The sequence below is a fragment of the Bacillus coreaensis genome (genome assembly GCF_050586445.1).
GTDB classification, from domain to species: domain Bacteria; phylum Bacillota; class Bacilli; order Bacillales; family Cytobacillaceae; genus Robertmurraya_A; species Robertmurraya_A coreaensis.
Genome location: NZ_JBOCCY010000009.1, coordinates 46,658 through 73,650 on the forward strand (window position 1 = coordinate 46,658; position 26,993 = coordinate 73,650).

General features: G+C 38.3%; 21 protein-coding genes and 1 pseudogene. All 22 read left to right on the forward strand.

The window, feature by feature from the left end; translation table 11 throughout:
* The first annotated feature begins 193 nt into the window (after positions 1 to 193).
* The 22 genes and pseudogenes from ACQ5H4_RS14810 to ACQ5H4_RS14915 all read left to right on the forward strand — a co-directional run bounded on the left by ACQ5H4_RS14810 (position 194) and on the right by ACQ5H4_RS14915 (position 26,972).
* Positions 194 to 801: pseudogene (locus tag ACQ5H4_RS14810) on the forward strand (transglutaminase-like domain-containing protein).
* Positions 802 to 977: 176 nt separating this feature from the next.
* Positions 978 to 1,325, forward strand: coding sequence for a hypothetical protein (locus tag ACQ5H4_RS14815; protein ID WP_430775758.1), 348 nt, complete (start codon positions 978 to 980; stop codon positions 1,323 to 1,325).
* 257 nt (positions 1,326 to 1,582) lie between these two features.
* Complete coding sequence (locus ACQ5H4_RS14820) at positions 1,583 to 2,221, forward strand: YesL family protein (protein WP_430775759.1); 639 nt, start codon at positions 1,583 to 1,585, stop codon at positions 2,219 to 2,221.
* 119 nt (positions 2,222 to 2,340) lie between these two features.
* Positions 2,341 to 3,693, forward strand: coding sequence for an ABC transporter substrate-binding protein (locus ACQ5H4_RS14825; RefSeq protein WP_430775761.1), 1,353 nt, complete (start codon positions 2,341 to 2,343; stop codon positions 3,691 to 3,693).
* A 90-nt stretch (positions 3,694 to 3,783) separates the two neighbouring features.
* Entirely contained in the window at positions 3,784 to 5,616 is a 1,833-nt protein-coding gene (locus tag ACQ5H4_RS14830) for a sensor histidine kinase (protein ID WP_430775763.1), read from the forward strand.
* On the forward strand, positions 5,594 to 7,207 hold the full coding sequence (locus tag ACQ5H4_RS14835; RefSeq protein WP_430775764.1) for a response regulator transcription factor: 1,614 nt from the start codon (positions 5,594 to 5,596) through the stop codon (positions 7,205 to 7,207). Before ACQ5H4_RS14830 ends, ACQ5H4_RS14835 begins: the two co-directional genes overlap by 23 nt.
* A 167-nt stretch (positions 7,208 to 7,374) precedes the next feature.
* Entirely contained in the window at positions 7,375 to 8,319 is a 945-nt protein-coding gene (locus tag ACQ5H4_RS14840) for a carbohydrate ABC transporter permease (protein ID WP_430775765.1), read from the forward strand.
* A 14-nt stretch (positions 8,320 to 8,333) separates the two neighbouring features.
* A complete protein-coding gene (locus ACQ5H4_RS14845) occupies positions 8,334 to 9,164 on the forward strand; it encodes a carbohydrate ABC transporter permease (protein WP_430775766.1) in 831 nt (276 codons plus the stop codon).
* An 11-nt stretch (positions 9,165 to 9,175) separates the two neighbouring features.
* A complete protein-coding gene (locus ACQ5H4_RS14850; RefSeq protein WP_430775767.1) occupies positions 9,176 to 10,993 on the forward strand; it encodes a heparinase II/III family protein in 1,818 nt (605 codons plus the stop codon).
* Positions 10,994 to 11,008: 15 nt separating this feature from the next.
* Positions 11,009 to 12,133 carry a glycoside hydrolase family 88 protein gene (locus tag ACQ5H4_RS14855; RefSeq protein ID WP_430775769.1) on the forward strand — a complete coding sequence of 375 codons (1,125 nt, stop codon included), beginning with the start codon at positions 11,009 to 11,011 and terminating at the stop codon, positions 12,131 to 12,133.
* A gap of 26 nt (positions 12,134 to 12,159) precedes the next feature.
* On the forward strand, positions 12,160 to 14,010 hold the full coding sequence (locus tag ACQ5H4_RS14860) for a DUF2264 domain-containing protein (protein ID WP_430775770.1): 1,851 nt from the start codon (positions 12,160 to 12,162) through the stop codon (positions 14,008 to 14,010).
* 247 nt (positions 14,011 to 14,257) lie between these two features.
* Entirely contained in the window at positions 14,258 to 14,644 is a 387-nt protein-coding gene (locus ACQ5H4_RS14865) for a DUF302 domain-containing protein (protein ID WP_430775771.1), read from the forward strand.
* Positions 14,645 to 15,192: 548 nt separating this feature from the next.
* Entirely contained in the window at positions 15,193 to 15,552 is a 360-nt protein-coding gene (locus ACQ5H4_RS14870) for a hypothetical protein (protein ID WP_430775772.1), read from the forward strand.
* Positions 15,553 to 15,608: 56 nt separating this feature from the next.
* Positions 15,609 to 15,884 (forward strand): hypothetical protein, encoded by a 276-nt coding sequence (locus ACQ5H4_RS14875; RefSeq protein WP_430775774.1) that lies wholly within the window; start codon positions 15,609 to 15,611, stop codon positions 15,882 to 15,884.
* A gap of 304 nt (positions 15,885 to 16,188) precedes the next feature.
* Positions 16,189 to 19,983 (forward strand): glycoside hydrolase family 30 protein, encoded by a 3,795-nt coding sequence (locus ACQ5H4_RS14880; protein WP_430775775.1) that lies wholly within the window; start codon positions 16,189 to 16,191, stop codon positions 19,981 to 19,983.
* A gap of 60 nt (positions 19,984 to 20,043) precedes the next feature.
* On the forward strand, positions 20,044 to 20,208 hold the full coding sequence (locus ACQ5H4_RS14885; protein WP_430775776.1) for a hypothetical protein: 165 nt from the start codon (positions 20,044 to 20,046) through the stop codon (positions 20,206 to 20,208).
* Between the two features lie 484 nt (positions 20,209 to 20,692).
* A complete protein-coding gene (locus tag ACQ5H4_RS14890) occupies positions 20,693 to 21,457 on the forward strand; it encodes a DeoR/GlpR family DNA-binding transcription regulator (RefSeq protein WP_430775777.1) in 765 nt (254 codons plus the stop codon).
* 221 nt (positions 21,458 to 21,678) lie between these two features.
* Positions 21,679 to 22,566: a carbohydrate ABC transporter permease gene (locus ACQ5H4_RS14895; protein ID WP_430775867.1), complete on the forward strand. Its 888-nt coding sequence runs from the start codon at positions 21,679 to 21,681 to the stop codon at positions 22,564 to 22,566.
* Positions 22,535 to 23,419, forward strand: coding sequence for a carbohydrate ABC transporter permease (locus ACQ5H4_RS14900; protein ID WP_430775778.1), 885 nt, complete (start codon positions 22,535 to 22,537; stop codon positions 23,417 to 23,419). The genes ACQ5H4_RS14895 and ACQ5H4_RS14900 overlap by 32 nt, the downstream gene beginning before the upstream one ends.
* Positions 23,420 to 23,454: 35 nt before the next feature.
* Positions 23,455 to 24,762 (forward strand): ABC transporter substrate-binding protein, encoded by a 1,308-nt coding sequence (locus ACQ5H4_RS14905; protein WP_430775779.1) that lies wholly within the window; start codon positions 23,455 to 23,457, stop codon positions 24,760 to 24,762.
* Positions 24,763 to 24,769: 7 nt separating this feature from the next.
* On the forward strand, positions 24,770 to 26,239 hold the full coding sequence (locus tag ACQ5H4_RS14910) for a CehA/McbA family metallohydrolase (protein WP_430775780.1): 1,470 nt from the start codon (positions 24,770 to 24,772) through the stop codon (positions 26,237 to 26,239).
* Positions 26,232 to 26,972 carry an HAD family hydrolase gene (locus ACQ5H4_RS14915; protein WP_430775781.1) on the forward strand — a complete coding sequence of 247 codons (741 nt, stop codon included), beginning with the start codon at positions 26,232 to 26,234 and terminating at the stop codon, positions 26,970 to 26,972. The genes ACQ5H4_RS14910 and ACQ5H4_RS14915 overlap by 8 nt, the downstream gene beginning before the upstream one ends.
* Positions 26,973 to 26,993: the final 21 nt, after the last annotated feature.

The following is a 26,993-nucleotide window of genomic DNA, read 5'->3' on the forward strand; positions in this document are numbered from 1 at the left end:
AGTACTACTTGAGTATTATTTTCAGTTTTTCTGGTACTATGTATTATTTCACTAACAGAAGAAGGATTAAGATTCCTTTTCCTTATGGACTAAACAGGTTACTCAATAATAAATCCTTTAATTCTATTAATAAAAGATTTATAATAATGTTTGAATTTACATATTTATTCAATTTATTATAGGGGGAAGGGTTGTGAGTTTCTTTTGTGAATCTGAAAAACTAGATGAATATTTACTCGAATTAAATGAAGTTAATTATTCTAATCCAAAAATAAAAAAAAAGCAGCTGAACTTTTCAATCCAACTCAAACGGAAATTGAGAAAGCTAAAATAGCTTTTGAATTTGTTCGTGATGAAATTTCTCATTCTTGGGATATTCAATCGAAGCGAGTTACTTGTAATGCTTCAGACGTATTAGACGTTAAAGAGGGAATATGCTATGCAAAGTCACATCTATTAGCGGCTTTATTGCGTTCACAGGGAATACCAACAGGTTTCTGTTATCAAAGATTGATGTTATTTGATACTCCAGATAAAGGGTATTGTATTCACGCTTTAAATGCTATCTTCTTTAAATCACTTAATAAATGGATTAGAGTAGATGCTCGTGGAAATAAAGAGGGAAATAATGCGCAATTTTCAATTGAAGAAGAAAAATTAGCTTTTCCCATTAATGAAAAACTTGATGAAAAGGATTATCCAGTTATCTATGCTAAGCCTCATCCTAAAATTGTGGCTGTTTTAAAAGAAAATACAAATACATTAGAAATGTATAAACATCACTTGCCAGAGAGTTTGTAGTTGTTTCACTAACGGATGCGTGTCTATGATAAGTAGAGAGGCATCTTTTTTATTGAAGTAACGGGGAGTTTTTTGGAAGAAGGAATTGTATATTAGAATGAACAACTCAAATCAAAAGAGTTGCGAAGAGCTGGAAATAGTGAAGAAACATAAAGTTAATACCAGAGGAGCCAAAAATGAAGTGTTATTGTGAACTACAAGAAACATACAAGTTAAAGGTCGAAGGTGATGTTGGAGCTGACCCTATATGGTGTAGTCAATGTGGATGTAATTTTGATTTAGATGATATACCGATCTCAAATGAATTAAAAAGGAAATTAAGTGAGTGGGCAACAAGATACGGTGAATGGATTGATTGGGATTTAGACCAAATAATTGAAAATGGTGTTGATATAGAAGAAGAACATAATAGGCAAGGTTCTTATTTAACAGAAAAAGTTAAGCTAGAGCTCAACGGTAAATATAGAATAAAGTTTTCACCTTCGTCAATGGGAAGAAGTTATGCAAGTAAAAAACGCTTTTAAAGCAACTGAATGTAATTTTGGTGAGGTAGTATTATTGTTGTAATTGCACCCGGGAAAAATCGGATTGAAGATTATTTTAAAAATCAAAAATGAATTATAGAAAGTTTGTAGGATGGAGCTCAACGGTTCCATCCTCTTTTTTTATCCAAATAGGTAAAGATTTTTGTATAGACTGTCAAAATAATATTTATACCATTCTTGTAGAAGTTTATAAAATAAATAAAATAGCATGTAAAATAGGGAAGGAGTGTATATGGATGGATGTAACAGGGATGACAGGAAAACTTTATCAAGCTTGTCAGTGGATTTCTCGGTTGGCCTATTTGAATCTAATTTGGTTGGTATTTATTGGATTGGGGCTGGTGATCTTTGGTGCTGCACCTTCGACTGTAGCTATGTTCACTATTATTCGTAAATGGATACAGGGTGAAAGAGAGATGCCTATTTTTTCAACATTTATGGAGATTTATAAAAGGGAGTTCTGGACATCCAATCGGTTAGGGGTGGTGTTAATTGCTTCTAGTTTTGTCATTTGGTTTGATTGGCAGTTAATTGGAGCGTTCCAAGGAACGTTATATCCGATCTTAGCCGGGTGTTTAATCGGTGTGACATTGCTTTTTATGGTGGTTTTGATTTATATTTTCCCCGTGTATGTTCATTACGAAAATAAAACGTTCCAGTATATAAAAGTGGCGTTTTTGCTCGGGATTTCCTATCCGCTCTATTCATTTGTAATGCTACTGGCAGTTTTCTCTGGGGTAGCAGTTAGTATTTTTTTCAACGGGGCAGGATTGCTCTTTTTGGGGAGTGGGATCAGTTATATACTAATGTACACATCTAATCTATTATTTAGTAAACTAGCTCAAAAATATGATGTATCTGTGTCAAGTTCATAGATAGTAGTCAAATAATTCTCATAACAAGTAAATTTATTGATATGTTGGGAAAAAATGATTTTGCTACACTTGTTTTGTAAGGGTTTACAATAAATAAATAAGTAGTAGGGGGAAAGGCAATGAAAAGGAAGATCTGGTCCATATTCGTGTTAGTATCTGTCTTTTGTATCGTATTAGCAGGTTGTTCTGGAAACAGCACAAAGGAAAAAGCTTCATCCGAAACAAAATCGGATGAAAAGGTAACGATTAAGTTCCACACTCACGGAAACGAAGCATCATACAACTGGAAGGAAACGATCGCTGCCTTTGAAGAAAAGTACCCTAACATCAAAGTAGATTTAGTGATTCTTAGTGAAAAGGGAGATACACAGGAAGCAACGAAAAAGCTAGACTTAGCTGCTGCATCAGGAGAGCAAATGGATGTTCTTATGTTTAGTGATCCTGCAAGCTATGCACAGCGTGTAAGTATGGGAATGGTTGCTCCGATTGATGAGTTTATAAATGAAGAAGGTTACAAGGTTACGGAAGAATATAAGGTAGATACACAAATTGACGGGAAGTATTACTCTCTTCCGGGAAAATTTAATCCTTGGTACGTTTTATTAAATAAAGACCACTTAGATGCTGCTGGATTAGAAGTACCAACTGATTGGACATGGGATGAATTTACTGAATATGCGAAGTCAATGACAACGGATGACCATTATGGAACATACTTCCACGGACCTCAAAACGGTGGTTGGATGGAATTTTTAAAGCTGGCTCTTGCTAGTGAAGAGGATAATACGGAATTCACAACGGCAGATGGAAAATCAAATCTTGACCATCCACTGTTCAAAAAGACGCTTGAACTTCGTTTGAAAATGGAAAAAGAGGATAAATCAGCTGTTCCTTACACAGATATTTTATCTCAAAAACTACATTACCGTAACCAGTTCTTTAATCAGGATGCAAGTTCTATCCTAATCGGTAGCTGGATGAATACAGAGCTTGGCGGAACGGAACAGTTCCCATTAAACTTTAATGTAGCGGTTGCTCCATATCCGAAGAACGAGAAAGGTTCAACAGGGGGCTTCACACCTGTAACAACGGACTTCATGGCGGTTGCTGGCACATCCGAGCATAAGGAAGCAGCTTATCAATTTATTCGTTGGTATACAACGGATGGGCAAATTGTTCAAGGGAAAAACATTCCTTCTTGGAGCAAGGTAAGTGAAAGTGACTTAACGGGCATTGTTGACAAGATTCTTAGTGGTACCGTAAGTCCTGAAAAAGTGGATAAAGACTCTCTAATCAATGTGTTAACAAATGCGAAGTCCTCCAAGATTATTTCACCTGTTTCTTATCAGGCTGAAATTTATAAGGTAATCAATGAAGAATATGAAAAACTCATCTTTGGTGAACAAGATGTAGAGAAAACGATTGAAGTTTCTCAGGAAAGAGTACAAGGAATTATTGATAGTAATAAATAAGGATAGACAGTAAATAAAGAAACATTAATAATAGAAAGAAAGGGTTGTAAACGATTACAACCCTATCTTTGTATTAAAGGGTGTTAAATGATGAAGAAGAGACATTGGAAGCTACAGCCGAAGTCGTTTAGGTTTAAAGTAATTTTTATTTCGATTATTTGTCTGGTGATTCCTGCGACCATCTCTTTGTTTATTTATAATTATCTAACAACAGACACCTTAAAGGAGCAGGCGTTAACAAATGCCAATCGGGAACTGACCATAGCTAATGAATATGTAGAAAAGCTACTAGAAGACATGCTATACATAACAAACTTTATCCAGCTTGATGCAGAGATGAACACCATTTTAAAAGAAAAGGCAAAAAGCAGCACGCCATCCACACCATCAGAATATAAGAGTTTTATTGATGAAAATAGAATCAATAAAACGATTGAAAATATTACATTGGTTGGCGAGAAGTCGTATGTAACGATTTTATTGAAAAACGGGAAGTCTTATACCAATTATGCTAGCTGGGAATATGATCCTAATCAGTTACTGAAAGAAGATTGGTTTAGTCAATTAGACAATCTCCAAGGATATGAATCGTTATGGATTGGAAGTCAGCCAACCATGATTAAATCGGAAGTGAAAAACAATCCGTACCAAATATCTGTTGCTCGAACTCTAAGAGATGAGAACGTAAAGGTGTATGGCTACGTGATTGTCACGATCATGGAGAATAAAATTAATGATCTTTTTAGTGGCTTACATGGTCACGAAGAAATGATGTTATTAAACGCTTCGAATCAAATCCTTTCCCATCGCGATGATTCTAGAATCGGTGAAAAATTTCAATATAGTTCCCAGCTAAAGGAACAGAACTCATCTAATATCTTTCAAATTTCTAAAAAAGACTACCTAATTGCTGAGCATAACATCTCCTTCACAGGGTGGAAGCTGGTATCCATTGTGCCTTACAAACAGGCTGTAAATAAAATTAATTCAATTTTCAATAAAGTATTTGTGGTCCAAGTGGTTTCCTTTGCTCTATTTTTGTTCCTGATGGCGTATCTTCTTCGAACGATTACCAAACCAATTGTTCATCTGGGCAATGTGGCTCAAAGCGTAAAGCAGGGGAATTTAACGGTTCGTTCCCGAATACGTAGCAGGGATGAGGTTGGTAGACTATCGGATTCCTTTGATCATATGTTAGATCGCGTCAATGAAATGATTGAGGAGATTACAGTAACACAGGAACGGAAAAGGAAAGCGGAGCTCGCGATGCTGCAAGCGCAAATCAATCCTCATTTTCTATTTAACGTCCTGAACTCGATTCGAATGAAAGTGTTTGTAAAGGGAGATAAGGAAAGTGCCAATATGATAAGCTCCTTGTCGAAACTATTACGTATGACCATTGATAAAAACAAAGAAACAATTACATTTCAAGAAGAAATTCAAATTGTCTTGGATTATATGAATCTCATGAATATGAGGCAAAAAGAGGAAGTAAAGGTAGAGCTTCAAATACACGAAGAAGCGAAAGGTTTAAGAATTCCACGATTTATTTTACAGCCAATCATCGAAAACTCTATCATTCATGGGTTGAATCAAAGTGAAGGCACCATTGTGGTAAGAACAGAAAGGAAGGATTCTCAATTGATCATTGTCATTGAGGATGACGGACAAGGAATGGATCACGAATCACTCGTTTCTTTACGAAGAAAGATAAGTCAAACGTCCGGAGTCGATTTTATCAGCAGTGAAAACACAAAAGGTTTCTCGTCCTTAGGGTTATCGAATGTGTATGAAAGAATGTTTATTACTTTTGGTAAATCCTTTCATATGGATATTCAAAGCAATCCTGGAGCAGGTACAAAAGTTTTTCTAACGATTCATAAAGGGGGCTGTCATTCTGATGTACAAAGTGATGCTAGTTGATGATGATTATCCTGTGATTCAGTTATTATCTGAAACCATTGAATGGGAGCAAATTGGAGTTTCTCTCCAAAGCACACATGAAAACGGTGCTAGTGCCTTTGAAAAGGCCATGGAAGATATGCCTGATATCCTGATTACCGATATCGGGATGCCCAAGATGAATGGGATCGAGCTGACGAAAAAATTAAAAGAGAAAAACCCTCATTTACAGGTTGCGATCCTATCTTGTCACTCTGATTTTGTCTATGCACACCAAGCATTAAAACTTCAAGTTCAAGATTATCTTGTTAAAGACACCTTTGATCCTGATGATTTATGTGAATTAATCAAAAAATTCAAGTTGTCACTGGATGAACGAAACCGTAAAAAGATCAAACAAATTCAGCTACAAGAGATGCTGGATCGAAATATAGAAAGTGTAAAACAAAGATTTATTCAAAAGGTAATTGATACGGCTGATATTGACGAGAAAGAAAGATTAGCAGAGTGCAAATCTCTAGGTTTGAATATTGATCAAACAGGCTATGTCGGCTCTTTGGCGATGATTCATAACTATGCGTTAGTCAAAGAGAAATTTGTGTCTGAAGATACTTTGATGTTCGCCCTTAATAATGTGGTCACAGAAGCGATGGAGAGATTTTGTTCAGGTGGAGTTCATTTTCAATTAGGACCAAGAGAGCTCTTTGTGTTCTTTCCTACCTCATTAGTGTTAAAAAACAATGCTATTTCTGAAGTAAAAGAAAAAATGAAGCTCATCCAATATGCCATAAAAAAATCAGCAGGTATTTCTTTGTCCTTTATAGTAGGAGATGGTTGTCAATCCGTTTTAGAGTTTAAAAGAGAAGTAATTGGTTTGATTGAAAGTAAACAGCAGAGTTTTTATATGGAGCCTGAGGCCATCGTTGATAGGGAGCGAGGGCAGGTATCGCAGACGGAGGAGCTATTTTCTAAATATGATCAAGCGGCTGCCGAAATGAGAGAGCTCATCATGCTTCGAGACAAAGAGCGGATACCTGTTTTCGTTAACAAGTGGATAGGGTATTTTAAAGAGTATCAATTCCCGCCGGAAATGGTAAAGGACTGGCTCGTAAAATTATTATTAGACTTAAGAGGTAAGCTTCAAGCCTTACAGTTTTTCCGATCCACGAAATCAGTCGAGCCTATGCATAATGACATTCAAGAGATTCAATTTTTAAGTGATCTACATATATGGTTGATTCGTTACTTAGAGGCGACTTTATCGAGAGTAAACGAGGTTTACGAGCAAACCCGCCGAAAAGAAATACTAGATGCATTTAAATATGTTTCCTTGCATATAGAGAAGAAGATTAGTCTGGATGAGGTTTCAAGCCATCTTTATTTGAATCCAAGTTACTTTAGCCGTTTGTTTAAGAAAGAGGTTGGAGAGACGTTTGTTGAATACGTAACAAAGATGAAAATAAATCGGGCGAAGGAAATGCTAGAGCAAACAGCTGATTCTGTAGGGAAAATATGTGAAAGATTAGGCTACGACAATCAAAGCTATTTTATAAAAATTTTTAAAAATTATGTCGGAGTCACACCGATTGAGTTTCGAACGGGGAAGATGTAAAACAGAATATATTTAACTTGGCGTCCATCTTCAGCAAAGATGGACGCTTTCGTTTTTTAACAGCTAGAAATAAGTCAAAATAGTATAGAGATACATCAAAATACTGTTAATCAGGAAAATTAGTATTCTTTTATAATAAAACTATACAAAAGATCGAGGTGAAAAAGATGAGTGCCAACACTGAACTCTCCAAATCGACACAGGTGACTAAAAGAAGTAGGACTCAAAAAATCAATAAGGAGAAAACGGAAAACGTTGCTGGTTTATTGTTTGTCTCTCCCATGCTCATTGGTGTGTCTGTTCTTGTATTAATTCCGATCTTGGCTACATTTTTACTGAGTTTTGCTGAATGGAGCTTTATTACACCATTATCACAATTAAAATGGGTTGGATTTAATAATTTCACAAGACTGTTTCAAGATCCGATTTTTTTAAAGTCGATTTTGAATAATGCGATTTTTATCCTTACCGTTCCCATCTGTATGATTATTTCCTTGTTACTGGCTATTACAATTGATCGAAATGTTTATTTTAAGGGATTTTTTAAAGTAGCTTTCTTTATGCCTTATATCTCGAGTGTGGTAGCCATAGCCGTTGTTTGGCAAGTATTGTTTCATCCTTCTGCAGGGCCAATTAACCAAGTGTTGATGTCTTTAGGAATTGACAATCCTCCGAAATGGATTGCTGACCCTAACTTCGCACTAATATCCATTATGCTCATTCAAGTCTGGGTATCAATTGGATTTAATATGATTATCTTTTTAGCAGGATTACAAAATATTCCGAAGGATTTATATGAAGCAGCGGATATTGATGGAGCAAATGCGTGGGTGAAATTCAAGCATATTACCGTACCGATGATCTCTCCAACGTCGTTTTTCCTCTTCATTACGGGAATTATCTCGACCTTTAAGGTATTTGATCTAGTCGCGGTATTAACAAAGGGTGGGCCGATGCATTCGACCTCCATGATTGTTTGGAATCTTTATGAAACCGCTTTCGTGAATTTGAAAATTGGTCCTGCCTCGGCAATGGCCGTTGTTCTTTTTGTCATTGTTTTTGCGATTACCATTATCCAATGGATCGGACAGAAAAAATGGGTGAATTATTAAGGGGGGAGTAAGAAATGAGGTCATTAGGGGTGAAAAAAAGTATCATCACCGTATTGATGCTAGCAGTTAGTGTGTTGTTTCTATTGCCTTTTGTCTGGATGCTTTCAACGTCCTTTAAAATCGAAGCAGATGTTTTCAAATTTCCGATCCAGTGGATTCCGGAAAGATGGAATGGCTTTAATAACTATAAGGAAGTATGGTTTGGGGATTATCCTTTTTATGTTTATTACTGGAACACCATTAAAGTAACCGTGCTAACGACATTGGTTTCTGTTGTTGTATCTGCACTTGCGGCTTACGGATTCTCAAAGGTAAAGTTTCCTTTTGGAAAATTCCTTTTTATCATCGTATTAGCGACTTACATGGTCCCACCACAGGCCATACTTGTTCCTCAATTTATTTTATTTAGGAAAATTGGTTTATTTGACAGTCACTTAGGGTTAATTCTACTTGGAAGCTTCAGTGTACTAGGAACATTCATGTTACGCCAATTTTTTATGAGTATTCATAATGATCTGATTGAAGCGGCAAAAATTGATGGGGCGGGTCATTGGAAAATATTCTGGTCGATCGCTTTACCAATCGTAAAGCCAGCGATCGCGACTTACGGAATTCTTCGCTTTATATGGACCTGGAATGATTATCAAAATCCATTGATTTTCCTACGAACAGATAGTTTATTAACGATTCAATTAGCGATGCAAAAATTCACCACCATCAATGGAGAATTCTACTCCTTAATTATGGCGGCAGCGGTCTCAGCCATCCTCCCGTTAGTAATTGTATTTATCATCGGTCAAAAGCAAGTTATTGAAGGAATTGCCTTAGGTGGAGTAAAAGGCTAGGAGGGGAAACCTTGATCACAACAAGCTTACTAGATATGGAAGCCCCACTTTTGTTTAAAAATCATGAAGAGAAGATTGTCTGGTGGAAGAATGTAAGAAACTCACCTGCCTACCAGCCATTACTGGATGAAATTAGAATGGAGGCAATAAGACTTCTCCAGGAAAAAGAGCAGGAACTGAGCTACTCCTTGTTCAAGCTCTTTGAAGAGAATGGCACTCGAGTGGAATATGAAAAGGTGTATTTTGAAAAGAGACGGCGTCTAAGTACATTTGGAATCATGGTTTTACTTGAACCGGAAAATTGCGTGTATCGGGAGGAACTAGAAAATACAATTTGGTCGATTTGTAATGAATATTCCTGGTGCCTGCCTGCTCATCTATCAAATACGAGCGAGACGTCAACTAGGATTGATTTTTCCTTAAATACCTTAAACAAACAAACGTACTCTATTGATTTGTTTGCTGCAGAAACCGCTTTTTCCTTGGCAGAAATCATGAAATTAACGGAGGATTTTTTGTCACCTCTCATATGTAAGCGTATTTATGAGGAGATATATAAGAGAATCTTCACATCATTCATGAACTCAACCTTTAAATGGGAAACAGAGACCCATAATTGGGCAGCCGTTTGTGCTGGTTCGATTGGTGCAGCGGCCTTGCATCTTATAAACGATAAAGATGAGTTAACGAGAATTATAGAGCGTGTGCTGCCAGCGATGGATGGTTATGTTAGTGGATTTAAGGAGGATGGCTACTGCCTGGAAGGCTATGGATATTGGCAGTATGGTTTCGGCTATTATGTGTATTTTGCCGATTTATTAAAAAAACGAACAGCAGGGAAACTTGATTTATTTGCTTCTGAGAAGATTCATCAAATCGCTCTTTTTCAACAGAGATGTTTTTTAAACGATCATCTTGTTGTTAATTTCTCCGATGCTGTCCCGAAGGCATCCGTATTTCTAGGGCTTAGTCATTATTTGAGTAAGATCTATGATGATTTCGAAGTTCCGAAAAAAGAGCTCCGTGCCAAATATTCCGATGATCATTGTGGCAGATGGGCTCCGGCTATTCGAAATATATTGTGGTTTGATGAACATGCAAAAGAAACCATTTGGGGAAAAGGAACGTTTTTCTCAAAGGAATCCGGATGGTATATCTCAAGGTATCAGGACCAATCAGGAAATTACTCCTTTGCGACGAAGGCTGGTCATAATGACGAGCCGCATAATCATAATGATCTAGGTCATTTTATCCTGCAGGGAAACCAAGAGGTATTTTTAAAGGATTTAGGGTCTGGTTTGTACACGAAGGATTATTTCAGGGAAAAACGCTATACCTTTGTGGGGAATGGGTCACAAGGGCATTCGGTTCCGATCATTAACCATCAATACCAGGTGGAGGGTGAAACTCATTATGCTAGATTTCTTCAAGTGGATGTGGGAGAAGATGAGGATCATTTGAAGTTGGACTTCGGAAAAGCGTATGATGTTGAACCATTAAACGCACTCACTCGTTCCTTTGTATGGGTGAAAAAGAATCTGCCAAAGCTCATTATGGAGGATAATTTTTTATTTACTGAACAGCCAGTTTCTATTATTGAACGACTGATTGTTCCTTCTTTACTAATCACAGAGGAAGAGGATGAAGTGATTTTAGAAGGGAAAAATAGGTTGCGAATCTTGTATGATAAAAGATTGCTTTATTTAGAGGTGAAAAGGTTCGATTTTGTGAACCATTTTGGTGAAACAGAAGAAAACGTAATGCTGGACTTTACTGTATTAAACCCTAGCAAGGATTGTCAAGTAGAGTTGATTTTTCAATTTGAATAAGGAAGGATGAAGAAAATGGTCGAAAAAGATACTTGGATCAACGAGGCGTGGGAGCAAATCATTCATAAGCTAGACCGAACAAGTAAGCGAATTGGTGCGAATTTTCCTCATGCTAGTAAAGATGGTCAATATGATCTAGCAGAGCCTTATTGGTGGACTGCTGGATTTTGGCCAGGAATTCTGTGGCAGGTGTATCGGGATACAAAGAACGAGGAATTGAAGCTACTCGCTCTCGAATGTGAACGCAAGCTGGATGATGTTCAGCAGAACTATTATCGACTAGACCATGATATGGGATTTATGTGGACCTTAACAAGTGTGGCTCATCATAAATTATTAGGTAATGAGGATTCCAAGCGCCGAGCTTTACTAGCCGCTAATCTTTTAATGGGCCGATTTAATGTGAACGGAAACTTTATAAGAGCATGGAACCCTTGGACCGAGGGGGAAGACAATAGTGGTGTGGCAATTATTGATTGTGTAATGAACCTTCCTTTATTGTACTGGGCCTCTGAAGAAACCAAGGACCCACGATTTAAAAATGTAGCAAAAAAGCATGCCGATACCGTGTTGGAGCATTTTATCCGAGGTGATGGTGCCGTTCATCATATTGTGAGATTTGATCCTGAGACGGGAGAAAGAGTAGAAGCTTTAGGTGGCCAAGGGTATGCACCTTTTTCTGCATGGTCAAGAGGAACTGCTTGGGCAATCTATGGATTGGCTTTAAGCTATCATCATACCAATCAAGCGAACTACTTAGAGACAGCAAAAAGAGTTGCACACTTCTTTCTTTCACATCTTCCAGAGGATTTGGTTCCTGCCTGGGATTTCCGTCTTCCGAGTGGAGTAGAAGCACCAAGAGATTCGTCAGCTGCTGCAATTGCAGCGTGCGGTCTCCTTTTAATCGCTGAAAAGGTTAAACAAACCGAGTCCCCACTATATCAAAAGGCAGGGGAGAATATTTTAAAATCTCTATATATGAACTATGGAGATTGGGAGGGCACGGAAGAAGGGTTGATTTTACAAGGAACCAGCCACTTCCCGGAAGGAAAATATACGAACAACCCACTGATTTATGGAGACTATTATTTTGTAGAAGGCATTTCCAAATTAAAAGGATATGACGAGTTATTTTGGTAGCATTCTGTTGAAGGAGGCATGGGGCAATGTTAAAGCTGGAATTACCTATTCAAGAGAATCCATTAAAGACAAGAGAAGACCTCATTACATCGCTATCTCAAATCATATCACCGCTGAAAACCTTTTATAGCAAAGGAAAAGCCAGACTTGAGCTAGGCAGCACTGGAACAAGCTACGCGGATCCCGTTGCGGGGATGGAGGGTTTCTCAAGAATCCTTTGGGGGCTTGTTCCCTTATTAGCCGGTGGAGAAGATTCAAAATACTGGGATGATCATTTAGAAGGAATCATTAATGGAACCAACCCGACTCATGAGGAATACTGGGGAGAGATTACAAACTATGATCAGCGTGCCGTAGAGATGGCTGCGTTTGGCTATGCCCTTGCTCTCATTCCTGAGAAAGTTTGGGATCCGTTGGATGACCTTGAAAAAGAAAATCTATTTCAATGGCTGAATCAAATCAATCAATTTGATGTGTACGATTGCAATTGGCTCTTTTTCCCTGTGCTTGTGAATCTTGGTTTAAAGAGTGTGGGACTCCCGTATGACCGGGAAAAATTAAAGAGAAACCTTGATCGAATCGATGAATTTTACTTAGAAGATGGCTGGTACGCTGACGGAATGGATGCACACTGTGACTATTACGGGCCATTTGCGATTCATTTTTATAGTCTCCTATATAGCAAGCTTATGAGAGACGAAGAGCCTGAGAGGTCAGAACGTTACCGAAGCAGAGCGGAAATCTTTGCAAAGGATTTTATCTATTGGTTTTCTAACAATGGTTCCTCCCTTCCTTATGGGAGAAGCTTAGCGTATCGATTTGCTCAGTCCGCTTTCTGGAGTGCGCTTGTATATGCGGAAGTGGAACCCTTTTCCATGGGTGTGATGAAGGGGATTTTGTTAAGAAATCTTCGGTGGTGGTTCCGTCAACCAATCTTTGACGCAAAAGGACTACTCACCATTGGCTACCGTTACCCGAATTTAGTGATGGCAGAAAACTATAATGCACCTGGTTCGCCTTATTGGGCGCTGAAAACCTACTTGGTGTTGGCTTTACCTGAGGATCATCTTTTTTGGACAACGGATGAGGAGCCATTACCGGTTTTAAAGGAAAAAGTGACACAAGCCTCTCCACGGTTTATTATCCATCGTCAAGAGGAACAAGATCATGTGGTTGTGTTTAACGCGGGGTATCAGCATACAAATGACCACCCTCACACACAAGCCAAATATGAAAAGTTCGTTTATTCCAACTTCTTTGGTTTTAGTGTATCTAAGGGAGAGTGGGGATTAGGGCAAGGTGCGTTTGATTCGATGTTGGCTGTGAGTGAAGGGGACAATATTTATCGAGGGAAACGAACATGTGAGGAATATCGTGTAGATGATGATGTGGTCTACACAAGATGGAAGCCTTGGAGGGATGTGGATATTCAAACATGGCTCGTAACAGGTGCTCCTTGGCATATTCGTATCCATCGAATTTCTACGGGTAGGAATCTCGATGTTGCGGATGGTGGGTTTGCCTTGGGATTAGAAAATAACCAAACGAACGGTCAAGATACTAAAATCCTTCAACAATCCAAACTTTGCGCAAGTTTTTTTCCATGGGGGGCAAGTGGCATTCAAAGCCTGGATGAACATGGTCAGGCAGAGCTCATTTACGCACATGCCAATACAAATATCATGCAAGCAAGAACCGTCATTCCTACCATCAAATCTAGCTTTAAACCTGGTACACATTGGGTGATAAATGCGGTGTTTGGAGAAGTAGGAGCAGATGGAGTGATGAATGAATGGGAAGCGGTTCCAGAGGTTAAGGTATACGATGGAAAGATCGTAGTTGGTGAAGGATCGGATAAGATTATTATTCCCTTTTAACTTTTATAGTCAAACAGCTGTCATAATCGATAACGGATCAGTTTTAATAAGAATACATCAATTATTGAAGTCCAATTCGCGAGTAAATTGGACTTCTTTTTTATGAAAAATTAAACCTGAGTTGTTCACTTAACTAAGTATGTGGAAGGTTAAAGGATTTAGTTGGGGGGAACATTAAGGGGAATGTAATAAAAGTTTAGCATTATTACACTAACTACTTACGCAAGTTTAAGAAAGGATGATCATTGTGGATTTCCATTATACGGTAGAGACTGGTAAAACAATAGAGGAGAGTATAGAGTCTTTGGAAACAAGTTTAAAGAAGGAATCTTTTGGAGTACTCTGGACATTTAATATCAAGGAAAAGCTAGAAGAAAAGGGTTTTAGTTTAGACGAACCATTCTTTGTTTTGGAAGTGTGCAACCCTGAGGAAGCGGAACGCGTTATTAAAGAAAATAAATTGGTTGGATATTTTCTCCCTTGTAAAATAGTTGTTTATAAGGACAATGGAACAACCAAAATAGGATTACCAAAACCTTCAGCGCTTATCAATATGCTTGATAATAATGAATTAAAAGAGATGGCCAAAGATATAGAAAAGCGGCTGATCGATTGTATCGAAAAGGCATTATGATGGAGAAGGGTATATAGAACTGGTACAGGTTGATTGATATGGATTCATTTGCGTTTGCTAATCAGAAAATGGTTCATTCAGAGTAAAAATATAGACAAAATCAGGTGGCCATGAGTTAATCAAGCACGAAGAAGAAAATGATGTTTAAAATTTTGGATTAAAACAGGATGAGACAAAGGGAACCCGTTTGGGTTCCCTTTTCTTATAGGTAAATACAAAGATCCTTCAAGTAGTCCTGGCTTTATTTATTCTAGCAACATTCATAAAAATTTGGTTGGATATATTGTAATGTCAAAAATTGCCTGTTTTATAAAATAAGATGGTTTTCGAATAATAAAGAAAAGTCTGCCACCTTTAAGGGCGTATGATTTATAAAATAGTCTCTAAGAAAATAGGTAAGTTTGTATACTATAGATAAAACATATTCTAAATAAACGGCTGTCACTAATGATAGCCGTTTATTGGTTTTTGTTCCTAGTGGGAGTAAGTTAAGGAAACTATGTAACATAGCAGATATTACCTCCGACTAATTAGCTGAGGTGATTCTTATGTTAAGGGTAGCAATGCTTTTTCTCCTTATTTTAGGCCTGATTGTTTTTATACTTGGTTATTTAAATAGTTATCAAATTGATCACGAACGAGAAGATACTAAGATTGACATTGAGTTATCTGACAAGAAAATCATACAAGGGAAAATATTAGAAATAAACTCAACAAGTGTTTTTCTTGAATTAATTGGTGATTCAAAGAATATATCACACACAATAAGGGTCAGTGTAGGCGATGAGAAGATGTTAGATAATCTAGTAGAAGAACAACATATTTTAGTTTGGTACGATTACATTAGAGAGTCTTATCCTCCCCAGACACGAGGATTAAAAATTGAACAGTTTGATGGCCATGAATGACGGCCTGGCTAACTATAAATCAGGAAATAACGTTGATATGGGTAGGAGGGAGCAAAATGAAAAAATTCAGTTGTTTTGTTATATTGGTTTTATCATTGCTTATCGTCAATGGATGTGAAAATACAAAACCTAAAATAACAGAAGAACGAGCGAAATCCATAGTGATCGAACATCATACTAATAACAATGGAAAAGTAGACATAATTTCTGTAACTCATAAAAAAAATGAGTATATTATTGTGTGGGAGAAAAAAGAAAACTGTGAGAATGGGATAGATTATATTGATGACCAAAATGGAGAAATAAAGGAGGGGCAGACTACCATATGTTAGTTCGAAAGTTAATTTGAAAATAAAGGTCTTGAAACCTGTTCTTTTAGAGGGCGGGTTTTTGTGTTTCTATTCTACGAAACTCATTAAAAAGGTCAAAAAAAGCGGTAAGGTAGTCAAGAAATTAGTATAGAAATCCAAACCAACTATGAAATAATGAAAGCGCTAACAATAAACTTTGTGTCAATCAATTCTCAGTTAGAACTAATGAGGGAACCCTCACTAGCTAACATAACTATTGGAAAAGAGGAGGGACAGGGGAGGTACTTAGAATAACAAGGAACGAAGGGAAGGGAAGATGCGAAACATGACAAGGAAAAGGAAAAAGTTTAAGAAAATCATCGGAAGTATCTGTGTGACTTCCATGCTATTTGGCTCAGTTGCTTTTGTAGATACAACGAAAACAAAAGCGGAAGTTCCTACAAAAACCATCACGATCGACGGAAACAACGTTGATAAATATAACCGGTTCAAAGGCTTTGGGACGGTAACCGCGAACAATACTTCACGGCTTATGATGGATTATAAAGAAGAGCATCCAGAGGAATACTGGGACATGATGCATAAGCTCTTTAATAAAGATACAGGTGCTGGACTCGCACATGTGAAAGTGGAGTTGGGTGCTGATGTGAATTCCTCTTCTGGTACAGAACCAGCCACCATGCGTTATGCAGATGAACCAGCCAATGTTCTTAGAGGAGCTGGATTCCAATTTGCTGCAGATGCCAAGTCGATTAATCCTGATATCACTGTTGAAATTTTACGATGGGGTGAACCGCGCTGGACATGGGATGGGGCTGCAAATAAAGAATACGAGAATCGTTACCAGTGGTATAAGCAAACAATAGATGCCGTGTATAAGGAGTACGGATTTAAACTAGATTATGTGGGGATTTCCCAAAATGAACGAGCTCAAAATAACAATGGAAAAAATGAGCTAGAATGGCTGAAATATTTTACGACAAAGATTAAACAGGAACCAAATTATGAAACCGACTACAAAGATATCAAACTAGTAGCAGCAGATGGATACCGAGATACATCCACCATTAGCCGCACACTTCTCAATAATCCCAATTTAATAGATGAAATTGATGTCATCAGCTCCCACTATGGACTGACGGGTTCGAATGAAATGACTCAATTACAGAATAAACTTATTGCAGAGGGGAAGAAGCCGAAAGAAAGTTGGGTGTCAGAGGGAATTGCTCCGATGATCAATGCGCGGTACCGCGACAATATGGAACCGCAATATAAAGGACTTGGAGGCAAGGCAGGGATCATTGATGTGACCTCACGTATTATTTCGGTATACTCATGGACGGGAGCAGGAAACAACCCGCTTAATGCCGTTTCCTTTGACTTTCAACCTTCCGTTGCCGCTTTTTACGAAGGATCTGCTTATAATCCAAAGCACTTGATCAGTGCCTATGACCCGTGGTCTGGGTTTTATGAAGTGGATGGGGGAGTACAAGGAGTTCGTCATGTGATGAACTTTGTTGGCTATGATGACCATGCCACACCTGAGAACGAGCGTTGGCAGTATGTGAAGGGCGCAACCTATAGTGATGGGGCCTTTTTTGATGGTGGGGTAGATGTGGATACGAGTACTCATAACTATTTAACATTAAAAGACCCTGAGACAGATGATTATTCAACTGTGTTTGCTAACAACACAAAGGATACACGCAAATATAAGATCGAAGCGAAAAATTTAGATGGAAAAGAGAATGCACCTGTCTATGTGTGGGAAACACGTGGGCCAGATCAGGGAGAAGCGATTGATGCGAACTGGTTTAAGAAAGTAAAGGTCATTCAACCGGAAAATGGAGTTTATGAGGTGGAAGTGAAGCCTTATTCCATTGTAACCATTTCCACGTTAGATAAAGAATCAGAGGTAGAAGGCTTTGAATATGAGTCAGACCCAGTGGATGTGTCAAAGGATACCATCCTTCCATTACCGTATACAGATGATTTTGAATACAAAAATTATCCAAAGGATGAAAAGGGTAGAGATTATGTGGATCGTCGAGGTGGAACTCCACGCTATACGACCGATCAGCTGGCTGCCTTTGAAGTAGTGAAAGAAGCCACCAAACCAGTGGCTAGTGGAAGTGCTGAACGTGCGAATTTAGAAATCCCAGATGCGAAGGCTCATGGAAATATGCTTCAACAGAAAATTTCACATGACATCATCGGCGCAGATTGGGCCGTATGGGGAGGAGTAGACGGATCTGCCTCAAATAGCAATCCAAACACGACTCTTGGTGATCATCGTTGGGTAAATTACAAAGCATCATATGACTTTTTACTAGATACTCACACACCTGAGGTGGCAGGAAGAAGTAATTACGCCTTAATCGGTGTTCGTCAAATGAAGGCAGGCGGAAATGATTCCTATGCACCATACAATGCTCGTGTCTTTTCAAATGGAGATTTCGAAATTCTGAAGCTTGGAAAAGTAGTGAAAAGTGGAACACTTGAAGGGTTTGACAACAAAGTTTGGCATAATCTAGCCTTCGAAGCCAAGGAAAATGTTTTCACATTATTTGTGGATGGTAAAGAAATCTCTTCCTATACGGATGAGCAATCCACCGTTATGTCAGGAAGGGTCGTTATCGGATCTGGTTATTATGAAACTCTATACGATAATCTCCGTGTAGATCCAATCAAAGGGTATACCTATGAATCACTGAAAATTGATAGTGCGCAAGGGAAGAAATATTCTTCCGAGGAAGAGGCATTACAATCGCTAGATTCCTTGAATCCAATTGGATTTGTTGGAAAGTGGGACTATACACAAGCTGGCTATGCCCATTTTAACCGAACACAAATGACCGCTAAATCAGACGCTCCTGTTTGGAACGGAGTAACGGTTGGTCATAGAGATTCAACCACTGTACAAGGAACACTAAATAAAGTATTTTACTCAAGCGGCTGGTCCTCCAACAGTTCAAATGCATGGGGAGGAGTAGGAGCATCCTTTGAAATTCCGTTTAAAGGAACGGAGATCAGATTATTTGGAGAAACCAATCCATCAAACGGTAAGGCTGATGTGTATTTAGACGGACAGTTAGTCGGTGAGGCAAACTATGTCAACAATAGCAGCATTACGCAGATGGTGTGGTCAGCAACAGACCTTGAAGATAAACCGCACACGCTCAAAGTGGTATCAAAAGAGAAGTATATCAGTCTCACCAAGGCTGAAATTGAGACGAGTGAACCTGTTTTAGCAGTCAAGAAGCTAGGACCAAGTGACATCGTTAAAATATCTGATGAATCTCTCATTGGAACGGAAGAAAATACCGTGTACGCTTTTAGAAAAAATGCATCATGGGGCTCCAACTCTACGAATGCCTGGGCGAGCTTCGCGGATGATCCGTATATTGTCATTAATTTTACGGGTAGCGGCATTGATTACCTCGCAGGAACAGGAGAGAAATCTCTCTATAATTTTGAACTAGATGGAAATGACTTGGGGAACTTCGCAGTCGACACCGGCACAGGCATCAGATATTCAGTGAGAGGCTTGGAAGAAAAACCTCATACACTAAAGGTCTCCCTAAAAGATAACGAACAAAAAGAAACCTTTATGGACTATAGAGGAGTCCATATCTACCATACACCTAGCTTTGTTCCAAGCAGCAGTATGGTCTTCAATTTTGAAGGATCAGGCTTTAACCTATTTGGTTCCACACCGGATGCATTAATTGACGTGTATGTTGACGATCAATTAATAGAAGAGAATGTAAGAATTCATTCAAAAGGTGATCGACAAACATCCTATAACCTACGTGGCCTGAAGGATAAGAAACACACCGCAAAAGTGGTCGTAAAGGGCGGGACGTATGTTCTAGACGGAATAGATGTGATTAATGGTCGGAATAAAGTAGAAGTAAACAAAACAAATCTAGAAGAATTATATAATGCTAATAAGGATTTAGAACAAAAGAACTATCCGGAAGATAGTTGGAAAACATTCCACAAATCCCTTCAAAGAGCAAAAGAAGTGTTGAAAAACCCACAAAGTAGTTTGGATGAAGTAGTAGGTGTGAGAAATGCTTTGCAAAAAGCGGTCGAGGGATTGACTGTAATAGAATAGAATAGATTGAATTGGGTTATGGGGACAGGTACACTGTCCCTTTTTTTAGAAGAAACGTGGATGGATAAAATGAGAAAAGATATAAGGGATTCTATTTTATTTAAGAGCGTTGAAGAAGGGGTGTACCAAACGGTACTATCTGAAAAGTCAAATGTGTTATTCCGCGGTAGTGTATCAACCAATATTCCGTATAGTTCTGATAAGATTCAAACAGTTGGAATATAGGGTTATCAAGAAAATGATGAAGCCACGTTATTGAGCGTAATTTCATACGATGAAGAAGTAGCATATATAGAGGCTGGAGTCGAGCCTTATGTAGAGCAAGAAAGGAAAACAAAAAGTGATAAAAATTAAAAACCTAGAACCACTTGAACTGCACCCCAATTGTTAGACATGTAGCTAATAAAATTGGAGGTGCAGTTTTTATATGGCTAAATTTAGTTTAGCAATCCTTAAATAGTGGAGTTCGCTTTTTTAAAGTAATGGTCCGTTTTACCTTTATAATGAAATATTGAACCAGAACGGGAATGGAAACGTATAGCAAGTATCCTTTATTTAAGGATATTTTGGATAATTCTTGTAAAGTGATCGGTGTTACGGGAGGTTCTCTAACTAGTATTGAATATCTATTGAAAAAGAACAGAATGTGATAATATGTAAATTAGATTGTGTGTTTTTGTGTTATTTTGTGATGTGGGGGTGGAGAAGAATGCTTGTTAAAGAACGGTATGATAGGATTAGGGAAAAACTTGAAATTTTCCATTCTGTTAGGGTTCAGGAGCTTGTGGAGGAGTTTGGTGTTTCTACTGAAACGGTAAGAAGAGACTTGGAGTATTTGGAGTCAGTAGGTGTACTGAAACGAGTACATGGTGGGGCTGTGCTTGAAAAGGATCATTCAAAGGAACAGTCATTTATTAAGAGAGAGACTCTTTTTATTAATGAAAAACGAGAGATTGCCGAGCACGCCACTCAGTTTGTAAAGGAAGAACATGTGATTGCCATGGATGTAAGTACGACCAATACTGAGATTGCAAAGGCACTGAAGACCAAGTTTAAGAAATTAACTATCATAACGAATTCATTACCGATTGCTTATGAATTATCTTCTATGCCACAATATACTATTATTTTGGCAGGTGGCACACTAAGAAATGAAGAGCTGTGTGTGGTCGGGGAGCATGCAGAATCGTTTCTTTCCCAGTTTCATATTAATTTATTTTTCATGAGTATGAGTGGGGTATCTCTTAATGCCGGACTAACAGACTATGGAGTTGGAGAATGGAATATTAAAAAGAAAATGCTAGAACAATCAAAAACTACATATGTCGTGGCGGATTCTAGTAAGTTTGATGCAGTATCGATGTTAAAAGTTTGTAGTTTTAACCAAATTGAAGGAATTATTACGGATTCAAAGCTACCACCTCAAATTAAACAGAACTATTTAAATAAGGGGATTCGAGTGATTCACTCATAGAAAAGAAGCACTAAGATAGGTGCTTTTTTTTTGTGCCAAAATAGGGCAGGCTTCTTCAATTAATATTTGTGTGGGTTTTTGTGGAGAAAAATGTATTATTTACGTTTTACATAAACTCTCTTAATAGTGGCTAAATATTTCACTTATACAATGAAACTATCAATTGAAAGGAGAAAAGTATGGAGACGATTGTACCGAGTAAAAAGAAAGAACTGCTTTATATGAAGCCTTTTCCTATTCGTACTTCTGAAAGTATGATTGCGTGGCTGTTTATGCTTCCAGCCCTTATTCCGTTAACTCTATTTTATGTGTATCCGATTCTACAATCCGTTTATATTAGCTTTACCAATTGGGATTATATTAGTCCTGAATACGATGTGGTTTGGTTTGAGAATTACCACTACTTATTAACGGATCCTATTTTCTATGAAGTACTATTAAATACCGTCTATTTCTCAGTAGGAACAGTGATACCCACTGTGTTTGGCGGATTGCTATTGGCAAGTCTGATTTCCAAAGATGGAAAAGGGATGTCCGTTTATCGAACGGTGATTTTTTCACCTTGGGTAACTCCAACTGTTGCGATATCTATAGTTTGGTCTTGGATCTATGAACCTAACGTAGGTTTGGCGAATTGGTTGCTATCTATTTTCCACATACCAGGTATTGAATGGACAAGTAGTTCGACCTGGGCTCTGCCAGCAGTGATTATCGTGACTATTTGGAAGGGGATTGGTTGGGCAATGATTTTTTATATGCATGCTCTCCGTAAGGTTCCTATTGATCTTTATGAAGCGGCAGAGTTAGATGGTGCAGGTAAATTTCGTAAGTTTTTACATATTACATTGCCGCTTATTTCACCAACGACTTTATTTCTCGTTATCATTACAACAATAGATTCCTTACAAGCCTATGACCAAATTCAAGTTTTGACTCAAGGTGGACCAGCAGGAAGTACAAGGACCATTCTTTACATGTTCTATCAATCAGCTTTTGAGCAATTCGACATGGGCATGGCTACGGCAGTTTCGACCATCCTAGTTGTGATTACTGCCATTTTAGCTGGGATTCAATTCTATGTGTCAAAAAAATGGGTTCATTATCAATAAGAGGGTGTTTACACTGGATACGATTCAAAAGCGAGTTTCACATTCTATCAAACATATTGTGTTATTGTTCGTTAGTTTAGTTATGTTCTTCCCATTTCTTTGGATGGTAACAAATTCTATCAAAACAACCGAAGAAATCTGGTCCTTTCCACCAACGTGGTGGCCGGAAAACCCGCAATGGCATAACTTTATAGACGCATGGAATGCTGCGCCATTTGGGCTTTATATGCTGAATAGTACATATACAGCAGTTGTTATTGTAGTGATTCAGGTGTTGAATTCTGCAATGATTGCTTATGCATTTACTCAATTTCGATTTCGCGGGAGAAACTTACTTTTCGGTATTATCTTAGTTTCGTATATGGTGCCGGTTGCGGCTACGTATGTTCCGAGCTATGTGCTTATTTCAAAAATGGGATTAATTGATACGCATACTGCAGTAATCATATCTAATGCATCGACAGTCTTTGGGATATTTCTATTCCGCCAGGCCTTTTTACAAATTCCAAAGGAGTTAATTGAGGCGGCAAAGGTTGATGGAGCTAGTCACTTTAGAATCCTTTGGTCTGTGATTTACCCATTAACAAAACCAACCTTTATTACCTTAGGTTTAATTAGTTTTATTGGAATGTATAACAACTATTTATGGCCATCTCTTATTTTAAACACTGAGGAAAAGCTATTAATTACAAAAGGCTTGAGACAGTTCTTTATTCAAGAGGGGGCTTATGGAATAGAATGGCCATTAATTATGGCAGCAAGTACCTTCACTGTTGTTCCGTTACTCATTATCTTTGCCTTTGTCCAGAAATGGTTCGTTAGAGCAATTAGTGACCATGGCTTAAAAGGATAAACCCATATATTCTAATAAAACTAGGAGGAAACATAATGAAAAAGCTATCAGGATTATTGATGATTTTTGTTTTATTTGTTTCAACGTTAGTAGGGTGTTCAACTTCTGAAACTACTAGCTCTCAATCAGAAACATCGAAGAAGGGTGAGCCAATTAAGATCGAGTTTTGGTATGGTCTTGGTGGTCAACTAGGAGAAAATGTAGAGCGTTTTATTAAAGAATTCAATGAAAGCCAAGATGAAGTAATTGTTACAGGTGTGGCACAAGGGAATTACGAAGAAACGGAACAAAAGCTTCAAGCAGCGATTGCAGCTAAGAAAGTTCCAGCAGCTGTGCTATTAGGAAATGACACAGTTCTAACTTTTGCAAATAAAGGCATTCTAGCACCGATGGATTCTTTTATCTCGGCAGACGACCAATTTAATCGTGAGGATTTTGTTGAGTCCTTCTATCAGCAAGGTAGCATGAATGATAAGCAATATGCTCTTCCTTTATATGGTACAACTCAAGTTATGTATTACCACAAAGGTATTTTTGAAGAGGTAGGTATTTCTCCAGAAAGCTTGAATACATTTGAAAGCTTAAAAGAAGCAGCAGCCAAAATTAAGGCTGAAAAAGGAATTCATGGCTGGATGCCAATGTGGGGCTCAGGAAATTTAATGGACTTTGCAATGAGTAATGGTGCAAGCTATTTAAGCGAAGATGGGAAAAAAGTGATGATTGATTCTCCTGAATGGGTAGAAGCTTGGGATTACATTGGAAAAGCAATTCATGAAGACAAGACAATGGCGATTAACCATGGTGGCGAAGGTTGGGCATATTGGTATAAGACCATTGATGACGTATTACAAGGACGTGCAGCTGGCTACACTGGTTCATCGGGAGACCAAGGTGATTTGGATTTTACGAAGGTTGCTGCTTATCCACAACCAGGTTGGGAAGACCATGCAGCGGCACCACATGCATACGCATTATTAGCGTCAATCCCTGCATTAGCTTCACCTGAAGAGCAGGAAGCAGCATACAAATTTATCACATTCTTTAATAGTGCTGAGAAAACGGCCGATTGGTCTATGAATACCGGATATATAGCTGTTCGTAAATCAGCTCGAGAAGTGGAGAGCTTTAAGAAATTTGCAGAAGAAAACCCACAAATTTTAGTTCCATTAAAGCAAGCTGAAACAGCAACCCCACCATTTAATGATCCAACAGGTGGAAAAATTTTAGATGCACTTTCAAAAGCGGCAGACAAGGTAGAGATTGAGGGCGTACCTGCTGCAGAAGCTTTAAAAGCTGCAAAAGAAGAAGCTCAACGTGAGCTTGATAAAGTGTTAAAGAAGTAGGCGACGCATGAATACCACTCAAATGCAAGAAGTAAAGGGTGTCATGGTGGCACCCCTTACTTTTCAAAAGATACTTGTCCCTCAACAGTATCAATGGATGAAAATAAATATTGCCATTTCGGAAAAATCGTGGTTAATGGTGATGGTGACAGATTCAAAAGGAACCATACGTTTACAAGGCTTAGTAATCCAGAATAAAAAAGAGTTTATTTTAAGTACAGATTTTATGACATCAAGTTACTCAACCGTTCCAGGAATGATAACGGAGGGGGAGTGGACGATTGAATTAATAAAAATGAATGATAAAGATGTTCCATTTACCATCCATTTCGAATTTGGAGACGAGTCATTACAGGTTTTACATAATCACTCATTTACAAACTATACTGGTTTGCAAAGTGATAAGGGATTCGTTTTGAATGATTGGAACCCAAAGGAAGTTCGTACAACAGAGGAAAAGTGGTATAAGGGAGATTTCCATACACATACCTTCTTATCTGACGGGAAACTTTCACCAGAGGAAGGAATGGACTCCGCTCGAAACATGGAATTAGATTTCTTTGTTGCAACGGATCATAATATCTTGCCTACAAAGTGGCTTAATGATCCTATTCTTGTCATTCCGGGTATAGAAGTTACCTCATCTAAAGGGCACTTTAATGCTCTTGGCCTCTCTAGCTGGATTGACTGGCGGTTATCCTCTAGTGATGGGGGAATGGAAACAGAGCAGGGAATGAATCGGATTCTAAAGGAAGTGAAGGAAAAGGGAGCCATACGGTCAATCAATCATCCCATGCTTGCGCCTTGGAACTGGACGTTCCAAGAAACAGAGTTAGCTGAATTGGATGTTATAGAAATTTGGAATGATCCAACCTTCCCAGACAATGTAAAGGCAACTGAAGAAGCACTTATTTTATGGGACACCCTTTTAATGGATGGGTTTATAATTTATGGAATTGGCGGTTCTGACTCACACATGCGCCCAACGGAAACGTATGAAGAGGGAGGACTTCCCTCACTAATTGGTGACCCTGCCACTTACGTATGGGCAGAAGAGCTGTCAGCACATGCTATTCTTGACTCTGTTCGTAAAGGGAATGTACATGTGACAAGGGGGCCTGTCCTAAACCCGATTCATAAACATCAAGGGAAGCGCATTCATCTTGGTGAGGTATTCTCAAATGGAGAGACTCTTTCAGAAACAACCTTCGTGTTAGATTACTTAAATTGTCGTGAAGGAAGTTACCTTGTCCGAGTGATTGACGGGAAACGGACAAATGCAGGAGTGTTGAATGACGAAGGACGCTTTACTGAGACGGTTGAGTGGAAGGAAGGCTACCATTATCTTCGCTATGAAATTCGTTCCAAGTCGGATGAGCTATTAGCCTTTATTAATCCAATATTTACAGGTGCAAAAGAAAGAAGTTTACGAGTATGGAAAGATTTATTAGAGAAGGTAGGCTATTTCCGTGGCTAACATTAAAGGAATCCTTTTTGACAAGGATGGAACACTCATTGAATTCACCGGGCTGTGGAAGGCCATTGCAAAAGGGCTTGTTGAGGAATTAGTCGACCCACATAATTTCTTATTGAAGGAAAAACTTCTTGGAAAGATTGGTCTTATAAATGATGAGGTGAGCCCTACAAGTATTCTTGCATCAGGAACTACAAAGGATATTGCTGATGCCTTTCGTCAAGTACTATTAGATGAGCACGTTATATTTCCTGAACCCTTGTACAGTTGGATTGAACTAAAAATTCTAGAGCTGACAAAACAAAATATACATGCTGTAAAGCCTGCTGCTAATTTGAAACCTCTTTTTGACAGATTAAAAGAAAAAGGGCTAAGAATGGGTGTAGCAACAGCGGATGATCAAGAAACAACATTACTTACGTTAGACTTATTAGGATTGACCCACTATTTTGACTTTATTGGAACCTCAGACAGATACGAGAAAAAACCACATCCTCACATGATGGAGGCATTTTGTGAAGTAGTTGGACTTTCGGTAGAAGAAGTCGTAATGGTTGGGGATACGAGCGTAGATATCGCGTTTGCAAGGAACGCGCGATGTCAATATGTGATTGGTGTTCACTCCGGAGCGGGACAAAACAAGGATCTCCAAGGCGCAGATTTTCTCATTCCCTCCATTGATGACTTAGTAGATTCAAAACGTAGATTTATATGGGAACGGGCTGTCTCGATATAAGAGGCAGCTTTTTAAAATGCA

Bases quoted from the DNA above. Each gene is read 5' to 3' on its own strand.
- ACQ5H4_RS14815 (WP_430775758.1), top strand. From the start codon at position 978: ATGAAGTGTTATTGTGAACTACAAGAAACATACAAGTTAAAGGTCGAA.
- ACQ5H4_RS14820 (WP_430775759.1), top strand. From the start codon at position 1,583: ATGGATGTAACAGGGATGACAGGAAAACTTTATCAAGCTTGTCAGTGG.
- ACQ5H4_RS14825 (WP_430775761.1), top strand. From the start codon at position 2,341: ATGAAAAGGAAGATCTGGTCCATATTCGTGTTAGTATCTGTCTTTTGT.
- ACQ5H4_RS14830 (WP_430775763.1), top strand. From the start codon at position 3,784: ATGAAGAAGAGACATTGGAAGCTACAGCCGAAGTCGTTTAGGTTTAAA.
- ACQ5H4_RS14835 (WP_430775764.1), top strand. From the start codon at position 5,594: ATGTACAAAGTGATGCTAGTTGATGATGATTATCCTGTGATTCAGTTA.
- ACQ5H4_RS14840 (WP_430775765.1), top strand. From the start codon at position 7,375: ATGAGTGCCAACACTGAACTCTCCAAATCGACACAGGTGACTAAAAGA.
- ACQ5H4_RS14845 (WP_430775766.1), top strand. From the start codon at position 8,334: ATGAGGTCATTAGGGGTGAAAAAAAGTATCATCACCGTATTGATGCTA.
- ACQ5H4_RS14855 (WP_430775769.1), top strand. From the start codon at position 11,009: ATGGTCGAAAAAGATACTTGGATCAACGAGGCGTGGGAGCAAATCATT.
- ACQ5H4_RS14860 (WP_430775770.1), top strand. From the start codon at position 12,160: ATGTTAAAGCTGGAATTACCTATTCAAGAGAATCCATTAAAGACAAGA.
- ACQ5H4_RS14870 (WP_430775772.1), top strand. From the start codon at position 15,193: ATGTTAAGGGTAGCAATGCTTTTTCTCCTTATTTTAGGCCTGATTGTT.
- ACQ5H4_RS14875 (WP_430775774.1), top strand. From the start codon at position 15,609: ATGAAAAAATTCAGTTGTTTTGTTATATTGGTTTTATCATTGCTTATC.
- ACQ5H4_RS14880 (WP_430775775.1), top strand. From the start codon at position 16,189: ATGACAAGGAAAAGGAAAAAGTTTAAGAAAATCATCGGAAGTATCTGT.
- ACQ5H4_RS14885 (WP_430775776.1), top strand. From the start codon at position 20,044: ATGGATAAAATGAGAAAAGATATAAGGGATTCTATTTTATTTAAGAGC.
- ACQ5H4_RS14890 (WP_430775777.1), top strand. From the start codon at position 20,693: ATGCTTGTTAAAGAACGGTATGATAGGATTAGGGAAAAACTTGAAATT.
- ACQ5H4_RS14895 (WP_430775867.1), top strand. From the start codon at position 21,679: ATGAAGCCTTTTCCTATTCGTACTTCTGAAAGTATGATTGCGTGGCTG.
- ACQ5H4_RS14900 (WP_430775778.1), top strand. From the start codon at position 22,535: ATGTGTCAAAAAAATGGGTTCATTATCAATAAGAGGGTGTTTACACTG.
- ACQ5H4_RS14905 (WP_430775779.1), top strand. From the start codon at position 23,455: ATGAAAAAGCTATCAGGATTATTGATGATTTTTGTTTTATTTGTTTCA.
- ACQ5H4_RS14910 (WP_430775780.1), top strand. From the start codon at position 24,770: ATGAATACCACTCAAATGCAAGAAGTAAAGGGTGTCATGGTGGCACCC.